This window comes from Sphingopyxis sp. 550A (assembly GCF_053569535.1).
On record NZ_CM131615.1, the window covers coordinates 322287 to 338141 of the forward strand.

11 protein-coding genes are annotated in these 15855 nt (G+C 68.7%); 6 read left to right on the top strand and 5 right to left on the bottom strand.

Annotated features, from left to right (window positions below; translation table 11 throughout):
* The first annotated feature begins 186 nt into the window (after positions 1 to 186).
* From tsaE to trxA, 6 genes are all read left to right on the top strand, one after another.
* Complete coding sequence (tsaE, locus tag ACVENA_RS01485; protein WP_449327340.1) at positions 187 to 636, top strand: tRNA (adenosine(37)-N6)-threonylcarbamoyltransferase complex ATPase subunit type 1 TsaE; 450 nt, start codon at positions 187 to 189, stop codon at positions 634 to 636.
* A complete protein-coding gene (locus tag ACVENA_RS01490; RefSeq protein WP_449328879.1) occupies positions 633 to 1610 on the top strand; it encodes an aminoglycoside phosphotransferase family protein in 978 nt (325 codons plus the stop codon). The genes tsaE and ACVENA_RS01490 overlap by 4 nt, the downstream gene beginning before the upstream one ends.
* Positions 1601 to 2326 carry a nucleotidyltransferase family protein gene (locus ACVENA_RS01495; RefSeq protein ID WP_449327341.1) on the top strand — a complete coding sequence of 242 codons (726 nt, stop codon included), beginning with the start codon at positions 1601 to 1603 and terminating at the stop codon, positions 2324 to 2326. Before ACVENA_RS01490 ends, ACVENA_RS01495 begins: the two co-directional genes overlap by 10 nt.
* 96 nt (positions 2327 to 2422) lie before the next feature.
* Positions 2423 to 5395, top strand: coding sequence for a double-strand break repair protein AddB (gene addB / locus ACVENA_RS01500; protein ID WP_449327342.1), 2973 nt, complete (start codon positions 2423 to 2425; stop codon positions 5393 to 5395).
* On the top strand, positions 5392 to 8862 hold the full coding sequence (addA, locus tag ACVENA_RS01505; RefSeq protein ID WP_449327343.1) for a double-strand break repair helicase AddA: 3471 nt from the start codon (positions 5392 to 5394) through the stop codon (positions 8860 to 8862). Before addB ends, addA begins: the two co-directional genes overlap by 4 nt.
* A gap of 32 nt (positions 8863 to 8894) precedes the next feature.
* The gene (trxA, locus tag ACVENA_RS01510) at positions 8895 to 9215 is read left to right on the top strand and encodes a thioredoxin TrxA (protein ID WP_257547739.1); all 321 of its coding nucleotides are present in this window, start codon (positions 8895 to 8897) and stop codon (positions 9213 to 9215) included.
* A 137-nt stretch (positions 9216 to 9352) separates the two neighbouring features.
* Here the strand turns inward: trxA and argJ are convergent, their stop codons facing one another.
* The 5 genes from argJ to glnA all read right to left on the bottom strand — a co-directional run bounded on the left by argJ (position 9353) and on the right by glnA (position 15822).
* Positions 9353 to 10585, bottom strand: a complete 1233-nt coding sequence (gene argJ / locus ACVENA_RS01515; RefSeq protein WP_449327344.1) for a bifunctional glutamate N-acetyltransferase/amino-acid acetyltransferase ArgJ — start codon at positions 10583 to 10585, stop codon at positions 9353 to 9355.
* A gap of 160 nt (positions 10586 to 10745) precedes the next feature.
* Positions 10746 to 12182 (bottom strand): aldehyde dehydrogenase family protein, encoded by a 1437-nt coding sequence (locus ACVENA_RS01520; protein ID WP_449327345.1) that lies wholly within the window; start codon positions 12180 to 12182, stop codon positions 10746 to 10748.
* A 164-nt stretch (positions 12183 to 12346) separates the two neighbouring features.
* Positions 12347 to 13672, bottom strand: coding sequence for a M20/M25/M40 family metallo-hydrolase (locus tag ACVENA_RS01525; protein ID WP_449327346.1), 1326 nt, complete (start codon positions 13670 to 13672; stop codon positions 12347 to 12349).
* Positions 13673 to 13739: 67 nt separating this feature from the next.
* The gene (locus ACVENA_RS01530; protein ID WP_449327347.1) at positions 13740 to 14258 is read right to left on the bottom strand and encodes a hypothetical protein; all 519 of its coding nucleotides are present in this window, start codon (positions 14256 to 14258) and stop codon (positions 13740 to 13742) included.
* Positions 14259 to 14409: 151 nt separating this feature from the next.
* Positions 14410 to 15822 carry a type I glutamate--ammonia ligase gene (gene glnA, locus ACVENA_RS01535; RefSeq protein WP_257547749.1) on the bottom strand — a complete coding sequence of 471 codons (1413 nt, stop codon included), beginning with the start codon at positions 15820 to 15822 and terminating at the stop codon, positions 14410 to 14412.
* Between the last annotated feature and the right edge of the window lie 33 nt (positions 15823 to 15855).

Genomic DNA, 15855 nt, shown 5'->3' on the forward strand with positions numbered 1-15855 from the left:
GCGGAGATGTTGTGTTTGCCGCGAAGCGGCTCTTTACATTCGACCTCGCATCCGGGCGCGCCCATTGTGATAATAAAGGGCCTGGCGGCCCGTGTTCTTCTCTCCGCGTCTCTGCGTCTCCGCGTGAATCTTCACCGTCTTCTCTGCGGACTCTGCGCCTCTGCGCGAATCTGTTGCAAAACCGCCATGCAATTCCATCGCCCCTATAACCTCGACGAAGCCGGGCGCATCGGCGCCGCGATCGGCGGCGCGCTGGCGCCCGGCGATGTCGTGCTGCTGTCGGGCGATCTAGGCGCGGGGAAGACGACGCTGGCGCGCGCGATGCTGAAGACGCGGGGGCTGGCGGGCGAGGCGCCGAGCCCGACCTTCGCGATCGTTCAGCCCTATGCGCCGCCCGAGGTCGATCTACCCATCGCGCATGTCGATCTCTATCGCATCGAGAGTGAGGACGAGCTGATCGAGCTCGGGCTCGACGATTATCTCTACGACGGTGCGCTGCTGATCGAATGGCCCGAACGGCTCGGCACGCAGGGGTGGTCGGACGCGCTGATGCTGACGATTTCGGGCAGCGGCGACGCCCGTGTCTTGACAGCCGAAGTGCCTGCGGCTTGGGAGGCGCGATGGCCGCTCCGATGATTCCGCCCGCCCACGCCCCGGCTTTCCTGGCCGCGCACGGCTGGGGCGACGCCCAGATATTGCCGCTGGCGGGGGACGCCTCTTTCCGCCGTTATTTTCGCGTCGTCGGCGAGGGACGGCAGGCGGTGCTGATGGACGCGCCGCCGCCGCATGAGGATCCGCGACCCTTCATTGCGGTCGCCGAATTTCTTTGCGCGCTGGGGCTGACCGCGCCGGCGATCCTTGCGCGCGACCTCGACCAAGGGCTGCTGCTGATCGAGGATTTCGGCGATGTGCGCCTGCGCGAGACGCTCGACGCAAAGCCGGATGCCGAGGCGGACCATTATGCGGGGGTGACCGACCTGCTCGTCCACCTCCACGCGCGGCCGCCGATGGCGGGACTGCCGTTACACGGGCTGGCGCAATGGCTCGATGAGGTGATGCTGTTCACCGACTGGTACTGCCCCGCGCTCGATCTGGAGGTCGACCGCGATGCGTTCCGCGCCGCGTGGGAAGAAGTGCTGGCCCCGGTCGAGGCCGACGGCCTGCCGCGCGTCACCGTGCTGCGCGACTATCATGCCGAAAATATCATGCTGGTGCCGGGGCGGGACGGCATCGCGCATTACGGCCTGCTCGATTTCCAGGACGCGCTCGTCGGCCATCCCGCCTATGATCTTGCCTCGGTGCTCGAGGATGCGCGGCGCGACGTGACCCCGGCGGTCGAGGCGGCGATGCTCGATCGCTATCTCGCGGCGACCGGACAGGGCGAGGCGTTCCGCGCCGCTTATTGGGCGCTCGCGGCGCAGCGTAACACGCGCATCCTCGGCGTCTTCGTGCGGCTGTGGAAGCGCGACGGCAAGGAAGGCTATCGCCGCTTCCAGCCGCGCATGTGGGGGCTGCTCGAACGCGATCTGGCGCATCCGGCGCTTGCGGCGGTGCGGACATGGTTCGATGAGAATGTCCCCGCGTCGAAACGGGCGGAGGCATGGGCGTGAGTGCAACAATCGAAAGCGCGATGGTGATGGGCGCGGGGATCGGCAAGCGGATGCGCCCGCTCACCGCGACGCGGCCGAAACCGCTGGTGCGCGTCGCGGGCAAGGCGCTGATCGACCATAGTCTCGACCGGATCGAGGCGGCGGGGATCGGCCATGTCGTCGTCAACGTCCATTATCTCGCCGATGCGCTCGAAGCGCATCTCGCGGCGCAGAAGCGGAAATTCACCATCGCGGTGTCCGACGAGCGCGGCCAGCTTCTCGAAACCGGCGGCGGGATGGTCAAGGCACTGCCTTTGCTCACCGGCGACCCGATCCTGATCGTCAACAGCGACAATATCTGGACCGACGGACCGCAGGACAGCATTCGGAACCTTGCGCGCCATTGGGACGGGGAGCGGATGGACGCGCTGCTGCTCGTCATCCGGCAGGCGAGCGCGACGGGGCACGGCGGTCGCGGCGATTTTCATATGGACGGCGACGGCAGGCTCAGCCGCCGCAAACCGGGGCGCGTCGCGCCCTTCGTCTATACGGGCATCCAGCTCGTCTCGCGCCGCTTCCTCGATGGCGCGCCCGAAGGCCCCTTCTCGACCATGCTGCTCTGGGAACGAGCGATTGCGGCGGGGCGGCTCTATGGCCTGTCGCATATGGGGCAATGGTTCGACGTCGGCACCCCCGCGAGCATCGCGCCGACCGAAGCGGCGCTGAGCGAGGTTTGACACGGATCGTCATCCCGGCGAAGGCCGGGATCTCGCCGGTGCGTCATGGCGATAGGGTGAGATCCCGGCCTTCGCCGGGATGACGAAGGAATCCTGATGGCTGTGATCGGCCAACCCACCATTTGCTCCATCCCGGTCCACCGGGCGTTTGCCGATGCGCTCGCGGCCGGGATCGTCGCGCGCTACGGCGACGGGGCGCTCGGTCTCGCCGAGGGGCTGATCCTGCTGCCGAGCAACCGCGCGCGGAGCGCGGTGCAGGCGGCGTTCGTGCGCGCGGGCGGGCAGGGCCTGCTGATGCCGCGCCTCGCGGTGATCGGCGACGCCGACCTCGATGAAAGCGTGGCGCTGGCGCTCGACGCCATCGATGACGACCCGATCCCGCCCGCGATCGATCCGCTGCGCCGCCGCCTGCTGCTCGCCGAACTGATCGAACGGCATACGCCTGCGGGTGAGGCGGCGATCAGCGGCGCGGCGGCGTTCCAGCTTGCCGACGGGCTCGCGCGGGTGATCGACCAGCTTCATTATGAGGAAATCCGCGCCAGCGCGCTCGTCGATCTCGACCTCGGCGCCTTCGCCGAACATTGGCAGGCCTCGCTCGGGCGGCTGCGGCTGCTCGTCGACCATTGGCCCGAGGTGCTGGCGAAGACGGGCCACATCGACCGGGCCGCGCGGCGCAACCGGCTGCTCGACCGCGTGACCAAGGGATGGCGCGCCGCGCCGCCCGCGCGCTTCACCGTCGCGGCGGGGATCACCACCGCGGCGCCCGCAATCGCGCGGCTGCTCCGCACGGTCGCCGGTCTCGACCGCGGCATGGTTGTGCTGCCGGGACTCGACGGCGTGATGGCGGCCGAGGAATGGGACGCGCTCGGCCCGACGCGGCCGGACCCCGACCATCCGGCGCGGCCGCTGGAAACGCACCCGCAATATCATCTGAAGCTTCTGCTCGACCGCATGGGGGCGAGCCGCGACGAAGTGCTCGAATGGGAAGCGGCGTCGGAGTATGACGGCCCCGCGGCGCGCACGCCCTTCGTTTCGCTGCTCTTCGCGCCCGCCGATTATACCGCGCAGTGGCAGGCGGCGGGCGATCTGTCGGCGGCGACCGCCGGAATAGAAGGCGCGGTGTTCGCCGACGATGGGCAGGAGGCGCAGGGGATCGCGCTGCTGATGCGCGAGGCGGTCGAGACGCCGGGGCGCACCGCGGCGCTGGTGACGCCCGATCGCGGCCTTGCCGAACGCGTCGCGGCGGCGCTCGCGCGCTGGGGGATTTCGGTCGATGACAGCGCGGGCCAGCCTTTATCGCGGACGCCGCCGGGCGCGCTACTGCTGCTGCTCGCCGAGCTGGCGGCGAATTTCGATCCCGTCGCGCTGGTGTCGCTGCTCGGGCATCCGCTGGTGCGCAAGGGCGAGGGGCGGACGGCGTGGCTCGACCAGGTGCGGCGACTCGACCTGCTTTTGCGCGAGCCGGGGCTTGCGCCGGGCTGGCAGGGAGTGGGCGCACGGATCGCCGCGCGTGCGGCCGAACCCAAGGCGCGCGGGCACGGCCTCGCGGTTCAGTTGCAACCTTGGTGGGGCGAGGTGTCGGAGGCGCTGGAAACGGCGCTCGCGCCCTTCGCCGCTCCGGCCCCGCCCGCGAGCTTGCTGGCGGCGCTGCAACAGGGCGTCGAATGGCTCACCGGCGATGCCGTCTGGGCGGGGCCAGCGGGGCGGATGCTCGCCGAATTGTTCGACCAGTGGGCGCTTGCGCGCGGTGACGGGCCGGCGCTCGTCGATCCCGCCGATTTCCCTGCAATGCTCGGGCAGTTGCTCGGGGCAGCGAGCGTGCGCCCGCCTTATGGCGGCCATCCGCGCCTCTTCATCTGGGGCCTGCTCGAGGCGCGGCTCCAGCGGGCCGACCTGATGATCCTCGGCGGGCTCGACGAAGGGCGCTGGCCTGCAACGACCCAGCCCGACCCGTGGCTCGCGCCGGGCATCCGCCGCCTGCTCGGCCTGCCCGCGCCCGAGCGGCAGCAGGGGATGGCGGCGCATGATTTCGCGAGCGCGCTTGGCGGCAGCGAGATCGTCGTCACCCGCGCCGAACGGAGCGGCGGCGATCCGGCGGTCGCCTCGCGCTTCTGGCTGCGACTCGCGGCGCTCGCGGGCGACCTTCCCGAACCAACGCCGGGCGGGGTGCCGCTGACCCGGCTCGCGGCCGAACTCGATGGTCCGGCCGGCGGGACGCAGCCGGCCCCGCGCCCCGCGCCGCGCCCGCCCGCCGACGACCGCCCGCGCCGGATCAGCGTCACCGGGGTCGACAAGCTCGCGCGCGATCCCTTCGCTTATTATGCCGACCGGATGCTCGGCCTGTCGGCGCTCGACCCCTTGAGCGCCGCACCCGACCCGCGCTGGCGCGGAACGCGCGTCCACCGATTGTTCGAGGATTGGGTGCGCGGCGGCGCGACGCGCGACGGGTTCGAGGCGGAACTGGCCGCGCTCGTCGCCGATCCGGCGCTCGACGCCATCGCGCGCGCCTTCTGGCTGCCGCGGATCGAGCCCGCGCTGCGCTGGGCGGCGGAGCAGGTCTGGGGTGCGGAGGGGCGCAAGCCGCTGGCGGTCGAGGCGCAGGGCGAAATCACCGTCGACGGCATCGTGCTGCACGGCAAGGCCGATCGGATCGACTGCGACGGCGAGGGCCGGCTCGCGATCGTCGATTACAAGTCGGGCGGCGCGCCGAGCGCGAAGGCGGCCTATGACAAGCTCGACAACCAGCTCGGCCTGCTCGGGCTGATCGCGCAGCGCGGCGGGATGAAGGACATCGCCGCCGCGCCGGTCGATGCCCTCGAATATTGGAGCCTGCGTCCCGACCGCCGCGCGGGCGGGGCGGGGAAGGTCTCTGCCACCTATGGGCCGCGCAGCGATCTGAAGAGCGCGGAGCAGGCGATCGATCATGCGGCCGATGCGCTGTCCGATCTTGCGGCGCGCTACCTGTTCGGCGATGCGCCCTTCGCGCCGGGCGAGGCGGCGGGCTATGGCGACTATGACCAGCTCATGCGCCGCGACGAATGGTTCGGGCGCGGGGAGGACGGCGAATGAGCAAGCCCTCCGGCCTCGCCACCCTCGACCCGCGGCAGGCCGCCGCCGCCGATCCCGAAAGCCATGTCTGGCTCGGCGCGTCGGCGGGGACGGGCAAGACGCAGGTGCTGTCGGCGCGCGTGCTGCGCCTGATGCTGGACGGCGTGTCGCCCGAAGCGATCCTTTGCATCACCTTCACCAAGGCGGGCGCGGCCGAAATGGCGCACCGCATCCACGAACGGCTCGCAGCGTGGGTGCGGATGGAGGACGGCGACCTCCGGCTCGACCTGCAGGCTCTGGGGCTTGACTGGGACCGGCCGGGGCTGATGACGCGCGCTCGCTCGCTGTTCGCGACGGTGATCGACAGTCCGGGCGGCGCGATCCGTGTCCAGACGATCCACAGCTTCTGCCAGACTTTGCTCGCGAGCTTTCCGCTCGAAGCGAAGCTGCTGCCGGGGTTTCGCGCGATCGAGGAGGATGAGGCGGCGGCGCTGCAAAGGAAGGTGCTGGCCGATCTGCTCGAAGCGGGCGAGGACCGCGCGGCCCTCCGCGACGCCGCGGCGATGCTGTCGCGGCGGTTGGGGCAGGAGTCCGCGCTATCCTTCCTGTCGAACTGCGCCGCGGCGTTCGGCGGTCCGCGCGCGGCGCTGCCGCCCTCGGCGCACGACCTGCGCGCTGCGTTCGACCTGCCGGGCGGCGATCCCGATGCCTGGATCGAGGGCGAACTTGCGAACGGCGCGGTCCCCGACGCCGATATCCGCGCGGTCGCGACGAGCGGCGCCAACTGGGGGACGAAGACCGGGCTCGCGTGCAACGACGTCATGGTCGGCTGGCTGATCGCCGCCGCGCCCGCGCGCGCCGCGATGCTCGGCGAACTGCTCGGCTGCTTCCTGACCGGCAAGGGCGATCTTCGCGCCGATTTCGCGGGCGACAAGGGGCGGATGACCGATTGCGTCGATAGCGCGGTGCGCATCGTTGAGGCCGCGCAGCGGCTCATCGGTATGGTCACCGCGATGCGCGTCGCCGACGATCTTGCGGCAGCGTGGACGCTCGGCAGCCGCTTCGCCGAAAGCTATGCGCTCGCCAAGCGTGAGCAGGGGCTCGCCGATTTCGACGACCTGATCACCCTCGCGGGGTCGCTGCTGCGCGTCAGCAGCTTCGGCGAATGGGTGCGCTTCAAGCTCGACCAGCGCACCGACCATATCCTCGTCGACGAGGCGCAGGACACGAACATGCGCCAGTGGGGCATCGTCCTGTCGATGGCCGAGGAGTTTTTCGCGGTGGCGCCGGGCGATGCCGAACGCGTCCGCACTTTGTTCACCGTCGGCGACCGCAAGCAGGCGATCTTTGGCTTTCAGGGCACCGAGCCCAAGGCGTTCGCGACGGCGCGCGAGCTGTTCCACATTTTGGGTGAGCGCGCCGAGCAGGCGTTCCGGAACGTCGATCTGGTGTCCAACTATCGCTCGACCCCGGCGGTGCTCGACGTCGTGGATCGATGGCTGGCGGCGGGCGGCACCGCCGACATGGGGCTCGACGGCGACGAGCCGCCGCATCGTCCCTTCCGCTCGAACCACGCGGGGCAGGTCGAGCTTTGGCAGCCGCTGCCGGTCGGCAAGGCGCTCGATGCCACCGCCGACGAGGCTGACGAAGGCGACGGCGACGCGAACGCGCCCGCCTCCGACCCCGCCTCAATGCGACTGGCGAAGGCGATCGCGGGCGAGGTGCGGGAGTGGATTGCGCACGGCAAGGACGGGCGTCCGGTCGCGCCGGGCGACATCATGATCCTCGTCCGCCGCCGCCGCGATCTGGCGGCGCGGATCGTCGCGCGGCTGCAGGCGCTGCATGTGCCGGTCGCGGGCGTCGATCGCTTCGCGCTGACCCAGCCGCTCGCGGCGCAGGATCTGATCGCGGCGATGCGCTTTGCGGTGCAGCCGCTCGACGACCTCAATCTCGCCGCGTTGCTCGTCTCGCCGCTGATCGGCTGGACGCAGGATCAGCTCTACGCGCATACGCACGGGCGCGGCCGCGCGGCGCTGTGGGAGCATCTGCGCGCGAGCGAGAGCGAGGTGCCCGCGGCGACGATGGCGGCGCTGCGCCACCTGCTCGGCATGGCCGATTTCACGACGCCCTTCCGTTTCCTTGAAACCGTGCTGTCGGGGCCGATCGACGGACGGCGCAAGCTCACGGCGCGGCTGGGGCGCGAGGCGCGCGACCCGATCGACGAACTGCTCAATCAGGCGCTCGCCTTCGAGAGCCGTGAGACGGTGTCGCTGCTCGGCTTCCTGACGATGGTGTCGGCGAGCGCGGCCGACATCAAGCGCCAGACCGAAGCGCGCAGCGACGTCGTGCGCGTGATGACGGTGCATGGATCGAAGGGGCTGCAGGCGCCGATCGTGATCCTCGCCGATGCGACCGACGACGCCGCGATCGGCCACCGCCCGTTCAGCGTCGACGTCGCGGCATGGGAGAAATTGCCGGTCTTCGCGCTGCCCGCCGACGAGCGGCACGGGGCGCTCGCCGACGCCTATGCCGCCGCGGCGAAAGCGGCGTCGGAGGAGCATTGGCGCCTTTTCTACGTCGCGATGACGCGCGCCGAGGAGATATTGGTCGTCGCGGGAGTGACGAAGAAGGCCGACCGATCGATCCCCGAGACGAGCTGGCACGCCGCGGCCGAGAGCGTGCTCGCGGCGATGCCCTGCGAGTGGGAGGAGGCCGGGCCGGTCTGGGGGCAGCGCCGCATCCACCGCGTGGGCGGCGGCAAATGGGCGAAGAAGGAGAAAGCGGCCAAGGCTCCGGCACCCGCGCTCGCGCTTCCCGATTGGGCGTACCGCCCCGCGCCCGAGGAAGCGCGCCCGCCGCGTCCGCTCGCGCCGTCGGCGCTTGGCGAGGATGATGTCGCGGTGCCGCCCCAAGGCGATGCGCGCGTCGCAGCGGTCGAGCGCGGGCTGCTGCTGCATGTGCTGTTCGAGCGGCTGCCGCCGGTCGCGGCGGAAAAGCGGCGCGAGGCAGCGCTGCGCTGGCTCGCCGTGCAGGCGCCGACGCTCGGCGAGGCGGCGCGGACGGCGATGGTCGGCGAAGCGCTCGCGGTGCTCGACGATCCCGCACACGCCGCGCTGTTCGGCCCCGGCAGTCTCGCCGAGGTGCCGCTGTCGGCGGTCGTCGACGGCGGCGCGGTCATCGCGGGGATCGTCGACCGGCTGCTCGTCACCGATGGGGCGGTGACGGTGATCGACTACAAGACGGGGCGGCAGGTGCCGGGCAGCGCCGAGGCGGTCCAGCCCGCCTATCTGCGCCAGATGGCGGCCTATCGCGACGCGCTGACGGTCATTTTCCCCGGCCGGCGGGTCGAGGCGGCGCTGCTCTATACCGCCGCGCCGCGGCTGATCCGGCTGGGCGATGCGCTGCTCGATGCGCACAAGCCCGGCTTGGCGGCAACCAAGGCGAATTTGCCGGGTTCGACCCTTGAGCCGGACGCGCCGACGCCCTAGCTTGGGGGCAAGACAGTTTCAGGAGTTTGATCATGGGTACCAAAGCCATCACCGATGCCAGCTTCCAGGCCGACGTGCTCGACAGCGACACGCCGGTGCTCGTCGATTTCTGGGCCGAATGGTGCGGCCCGTGCAAGATGATCGGCCCTTCGCTCGAGGAAATCTCGGACGAGCTGGCGGGCAAGGTGGTGATCGCCAAGCTCAACATCGACGACCACCCCGACGCGCCGAGCAAATATGGCGTGCGCGGTATCCCGACGATGATCCTGTTCAAGAACGGCGCGGTCGCCGACACCAAGGTCGGCGCGGCACCGAAGAGCGCGCTCAAGGGGTGGCTCGAAGGGGCGCTGTAGGGCGCGGACCGTGATCAAAAACCGTATGCTCCCGCGAAGGCGGGAGCCCATCACCTGCCGGTTCCATCTTGCACCGACAGGAGATGGGTCCCCGCCTTCGCGGGGACACGCTGATACTTTATCGGGATTGGTTGATTTCAGCTCCGGTAATCGGCGTTGATGCTGATGTAACCGTGGGTCAGGTCGCACGTCCACACGGTCGCGCGGCCTTCGCCGAGGCCGAGGTCGGCGCCGACGCGGATGTCCAGCCCCTTGAGGTGCGCCTCGACCGGCGCCTCGTCATAGCCGTCGACGGGCAGCCCGTCCTTCGCCACCCAGTGATCGCCAAAGCGGATCGCGAGGCGGTCGCGGTCGGCGGGTTCGCCCGCCTTGCCCACCGCCATCACGACGCGGCCCCAGTTCGCGTCCTCGCCCGCGATCGCGGTCTTGACCAGCGGCGAATTGGCGATCGACAGCGCGACGCGCTTGGCGCTGTCGTCGCTGACCGCGCCGGTAACCTGAACCTCGATGAATTTCGACGCGCCTTCGCCGTCGCGCACCACCTGCTGCGCGAGGTCGAGCGCGACGGCGTGGATCGCCGCGTACAGCGCGTCGGCGCCCGGATCGTCGCGGCTGGCGAGCGCTGGATTGCCCGCTTGCCCGGTCGCGAACAGCAACACCGTGTCGCTGGTCGAGGTATCGCTGTCGACGGTGATGCTGTTGAACGTCCCGCCGGTCGCTTCGCTCAGCATCTCCTGTAGCAGCGCGGGCGCGACCGCGGCATCGGTGAAGATGTAGCCGAGCATCGTCGCCATGTCGGGGGCGACCATCCCCGATCCCTTGACGATCCCCGCGACCCGCACGGTGCGGTCGCCGACGACCGCGCTTGCCGCGGCGCCTTTGGGAAAGGTGTCGGTGGTGGTGATCGTCTGCGCCGCTTCTTCCCAGCTTGCCGCCGGCGCGTCGAAGCTGATGACCTTCGCCAGCCCTTCGCGCGCCTTGTCCTTCGGCAGCGGCACGCCGATGACGCCGGTCGAGCAGACGAACACTTCCTTCGGGTCGCAGCCGAGATGCGCGACGACCTGTTCGACGATCTGCTCGACCGCCTCGCGGCCGCGATAGCCGGTGAAGGCGTTGGCGTTGCCCGCGTTGACGATCAGCGCGCGTGCACGGCCGTGGGCGATGCCTTCGCGGCACATCTCGACCTCGGTCGAGCAACAGAGGTTGCGCGTCGTCACACCGGCGACGGCGGTGCCCGGAACCAGCTCGATATAGGTGAGGTCGCAGCGATCCCAATTCTTGTACTGCGCGCGCGCGACGCGGCGGGTCACGCCGGCGATGTCGGGGAGGGCCGGGAAGGCGGCGGGGGCGAGGGGCGAGCGCGTGGTCATGGGGTGCGCATAATCGCTATCGGCCCATAGCAAAACCCCTCCCGTTTACGGGAGGGGCAGCGAGACTTGGGCGCTTTGCGCCTTAGTCGCAGCGGGGAGGGTAGCGACGCGACGCTACAGGCCCTCCCCCAGCCCCTCCCGCGAGCGGGAGGGGAGTTTCTTACGCCGGAATGCCGCTGATCGACTTCACTTCCATGAAGTCTTTCAGCCCGAACAGTCCGCCCTCGCGGCCGTTGCCCGACGCCTTGTAGCCGCCGAACGCTGCGCCCGGTGCCGGGCCCCACGCGTTGACCGCGACCATGCCCGCGCGCAGCTTCGGCGCGACTTCGGCCGCCTTGGTGGGGTCGCCCGAGACGACCGCCGACAGGCCATATTCGGTGTCGTTGGCGATATCGACCGCTTCGTCGAGGTCACCATATTCCATGATCGTCGCGACGGGGCCGAACACCTCCTCCTTGGCGATCCGCATGTCGGGGGTGACGCCCGAGAAGACGGTCGGCTTGATGAAATAGCCGCGGTTGACGTTCGCGGGCAGGCCGGTGCCGCCGGTCTCCAGCGTCGCGCCTTCGTCGATCGCCGACTGGATCAGGCCCTGGATCTTGTCATACTGCGCCTTGTTGACGACGGGGCCGATATGGCCGCCCTCGGCCTGCGGGTCGCCGACTTGCGTCCCGTCGAACATCGCCTTGATGACGCCGACCGCTTCGGCCTTGCGATCCTTGTGGACCAGGATGCGCGTCGGCGCGATGCAGCTCTGGCCGGTGTTGACGAGCACGCCCTGCACCGTCGGAGGCAGCACGGTTTCGAGGTCGGCGTCGGGCAGGACGATGTTCGGCGACTTGCCGCCCAGTTCCTGATGGACGCGCTTGACCGTGTCGGCGGCCGCCTTGGCGACGAGGATGCCGGCGCGGGTCGAGCCGGTGAAGCTGACCATTTCGATGCCGGGGTGCGACGAAATCGCGTTGCCGACGGTGGGGCCGTCACCCTGGACGAGGTTGAACACGCCCGGCGGCACGCCCGCGGCATCGAGGATTTCGGCGAAGATCACGGCATTGCCGGGGCATTCCTCGGACGGTTTGAGGATCATCGTATTGCCCCCGGCGAGCGCGGGGGCGACTTTGAGCGCGATCTGGTTGAGCGGCCAGTTCCACGGCGTGATCATGCCGACGACGCCGATCGGTTCATAGACGATCGTGTTCGCGCCATGTTTTTCGGCGAACTCGAAATCCTTAAGCGCGGCGATCGTGCCGAGGAAGCCGCCGATGCCGGCGCCGACCTGTGCGGTGCCCGCGAAGCTGACCGGCGCACCCATTTCGCTCGCCATCGACCTGGCGAGATCGGGCCCACGCTTCTTATATTCCTCGACGATGCGGTTCAGCAGCGTGAGGCGCTCCTCGCGCGTCGTCTGCGAAAAGGTCTTGAAGGCTTCCTTCGCCGCCGCGACCGCGGCATCGACGTCGGCCGCGCTGCCGAGCACGACGGTCGAAGCCGCTTCCTCGGTCGCCGGGTTGATGACCTCGTGGAGCTTGCCGCCCTGGCTATCGACCCATTTGCCGCCGATGTAATGCTGTTTCAGGTGCGTTTCGGTGTCGCTCATAATCTGTCTCCCATCGGCGTGAAATTACGTCTCGCATTGCTACCTAATGACGGCAGCGAATGAATCAAGCATCACCCCCATTTTCGTCATCCCGGTGAAGGCCGGGATCTCGCCGGTGCACCGGGCCGCGAGGGTGAGATCCCGGCCTTCGCCGGGATGACGGCTTAGCGCTTTTCAGCACTCAGCCGTGACATCAATATGGCGGCGCGGGTCGCCTGCCGCGCTATGCTGGGGATGTCGACCGCCTCGCCCGGCGCATGATCGCCCGTCGACCAGGGGCCGAGCCCCGCGAGCCCGTCGACGTCGGCGGCGACGAAGCTGATGTCGCCCGCGCCGCGTTTCAGCGGATCGAGCGCCGCCATTTCGGCGAGACCCAGATCGTGGTTCACGCCGTTGAGCTTCACCAGCAGCGCTTTATTGCCCTCGGTCGGCGCCATCGGCGGATAGCCGCCGGGGTCGAAGCCGATCGTCGCGCCGGTGCCGGGGGCGTGATCGGCGACGATCGCCGCCATCTTTGCTTTCACGCGGTCGATCTGCTCGGGGGACAGCGCGCGCAGGTCGCCGCGCGCGATCGCGATCGCGGGGATGATGTTGGTCTTGCCATTCGCGGTGGCGCGGATGCCGCCCGCGTCGAGCTCGGCCTGCTGCCCGCCCGCGATCAGCCCGACGTTGAAGGTCAGATTGGGTTCGGGAAGCTCGGTGCGGAAGCGGTGGATGATGCGGGTGAGCTCATAGATGGCGCCTTCGCCCGCCTCGGCGCTGAAGATGCCCGAGCTGTGGCTCGCCTTGCCGGTCGCGGTCACCGTCCAGCTATCCGACGAGCGCCGCGCGACCGATCCCATGTCGGCAGCCCCCGAGTTTCCTTGGGCATCGCGCACCAGCCCCTCGAAATCGAGCGCGACATCGCTGCGCTTGCCCGCGGCGATCAGGTCGGCGCGCGCTTTCTCGATCGGGGTGCCGGCATCCTCTTCGTCGCCGGTCATGTGAAATTCGATATTGGCATCCTTCAGCGTTCCCGCCGCCTGCATCGCGCGGAGCGCCGCGACCACGACGACCATCCCCCCCTTGTCGTCGCCCGCGCCGGGGCCTTCGCCCATATCGCCCTTGCGGACGAATTTTTGAAAAGGCGAGTCGAGCTCGAACACCGTGTCGAGATGGCCGATCAGCAGCAGGCGCTTGCCGTCCGGCTTGCCGGCGTGCGTCGCGATCAGATGGCCCGCGCGCCCGGTGTCGCGCATCGGTTTCCATTCGACCTTGAAGCCCAGGGGTTCGAGTTCGGCGCGCATCATCTGGCCGACCTTTTCGACGCCTTCCAGATTCTGCGATCCGCTGTTCTGGTTCACCAGCCTTTCGAGCAGCGCGAGGTTGCGGCCCTGTTCGGCCTCGACCGTCTTCGCCATCTTCGCCTCGGCCGGGCTGAGCTTCGCGTGCACGGCAGGCGACAGAGCGAGTTGAAGAGCGATCAGGGCGGCAAAGGGCAGCGATTTCATGGGGGGAGGACTCCTTCGATTCCGCCCCTTGTGCCGCCGCGGCGCCCGCGCCGCAAGCGTGCGAGCGTCAGACGGCGTCCTTCGCCGCGTCGAAGGCGTCGAGTTTCCTGAGCGCGTCGCGCGCGATGCCGCGCAGCTTGCCGGTGTTGACCGCCAGCCCGTCGGTATCGTCGCCGGTCAACTCGTCGATGGTGAAGGTGACGCGCGTCCGGTCGGGAGCGAGTTCCTCGAAATTGAACTTGAGGCCGGTGGCGAGCGCGCCGTCGTCGACGCTGTAGATCATATGCGCCTCACGCGGGATGTCCATCTGGACCGCGATCTTGACCATATAGGCGTCGGGGCGCTGTTTCGGCGCGATCTGATTCCACATCGGGTCGCTCTTTTCGACCACCAGTTCGTAGAGCCGGTCGGAGCCGCCGTTGGTGACGAGCGGCAGGCCGGCAAAGGCGCCGTCGTCGCCGAACATCTTTGCGAACACCGCTTCGCGCGGCGCCGCGACGGTCTTCGTCTGGTTGGCGAGCAGCACGGCGTCGCCGCAGCCGGCGAGAAGCAGCGGCGCGGCAAAAACTATCGAAATACGCGGCATGACCCGGCTCCCCTGCAAGCCGGACGATCCTAGCGCAAGCCGCTTACCAAAGCGTAAGTGAGGCGGCAGGCGGCGGGGCGATCGGTTCAAACAAAAATGGGGCGCCCGGTTCCCCCGAACCGGACGCCCCGCGCGGTCTGATCGCTGCGGATCAGGCGCTGTAATACATGTCGAATTCGACCGGGCTCGGCGTCTGTTCGAAATTATAGACTTCGGCCCATTTGAGCTCGACATAGGCTTCGATCTGGTCCTTTGAGAAGACGTCGCCCTTGAGCAGGAAGTCGTGGTCGGCGAGCAGGCTGTCGAGCGCTTCGCGAAGCGAGCCGCAGACGGTCGGCACTTCAGCCAGTTCCTCGGGCGGCAGATCGTAGAGATTCTTGTCCATCGCGTCGCCGGGATGGATCTTGTTCTGGATGCCGTCGAGCCCCGCCATCAGCAGCGCCGAATAGCAGAGATAGGGGTTCGCCATCGCGTCGGGGAAGCGGAACTCGACGCGCTTCGCCTTGGCGCCCGCCCCGTAAGGGATGCGGCACGAGGCCGAGCGGTTGCGCGACGAATAGGCGAGCAGCACCGGCGCCTCGAAGCCGGGGACAAGGCGCTTGTAGCTGTTCGTCGTCGGGTTGGTGAAGGCGTTCAGCGCCTTGGCGTGCTTGATGACGCCGCCGATGAAATAGAGGCACATATCCGAAAGCCCGGCATAGCCGTTGCCCGCGAAGAGCGGCTTGCCCTTTTCCCAGATCGAGATGTGGGTGTGCATGCCCGAGCCGTTATCGTCCTTGATCGGCTTCGGCATGAAGGTTGCGGTCTTGCCATAGGCATGCGCGACCTGGTGCACGACATATTTATAGATCTGCATCCGGTCGGCGGTCTGGGTCAGCGTGCCGAAGGTCAGGCCGAGCTCGTGCTGCGCGGCGGCGACTTCATGATGATGTTTGTCGCACGGCAGGCCGAGTTCGAGCATCGTCGAGACCATCTCGGCGCGGATGTCGACCGCGCTGTCGACCGGCGCGACGGGGAAATAGCCGCCCTTGGCGCGCGGACGGTGGGCGAGGTTGCCGCCCTCATAGGCGCGGCCGGTGTTGGTCGGCAGCTCGATGTCGTCGATCTCGAAGCCCGACTTGTTGTAACCGGTTTCGAAGCGGACATCGTCGAACATGAAGAATTCGGCCTCGGGGCCGACATAGACGGTGTCGCCGATGCCGGTCGAGGCGACATAGGCCTCGGCGCGCTTCGCGGTAGTGCGCGGGTCGCGGGCATAGCCTTCGCCGGTCGAGGGCTCGACGATGTCGCAGAAGATCACGATCATCGGGGTCGCCGAGAAAGGATCGTCATAGACGGCGTCGAGATCGGGCATCAAAATCATGTCGCTCTCGTTGATCGCCTTCCAGCCCTCGATCGACGAGCCGTCGAACATCAGCCCGTCCTCGAGCGCATCCTCATCGATCACGCCGGCGCACATGGTCAGGTGCTGCCATTTGCCCTTGGGGTCGGTGAAGCGCAGGTCGACCCATTCGATGTCGTTTTCCTTGATCCGCGCGATGATATCCTTGGGCTTCGTAGCCATCGTCTATGCTTCCTTCTTGCGATGATGACCGGC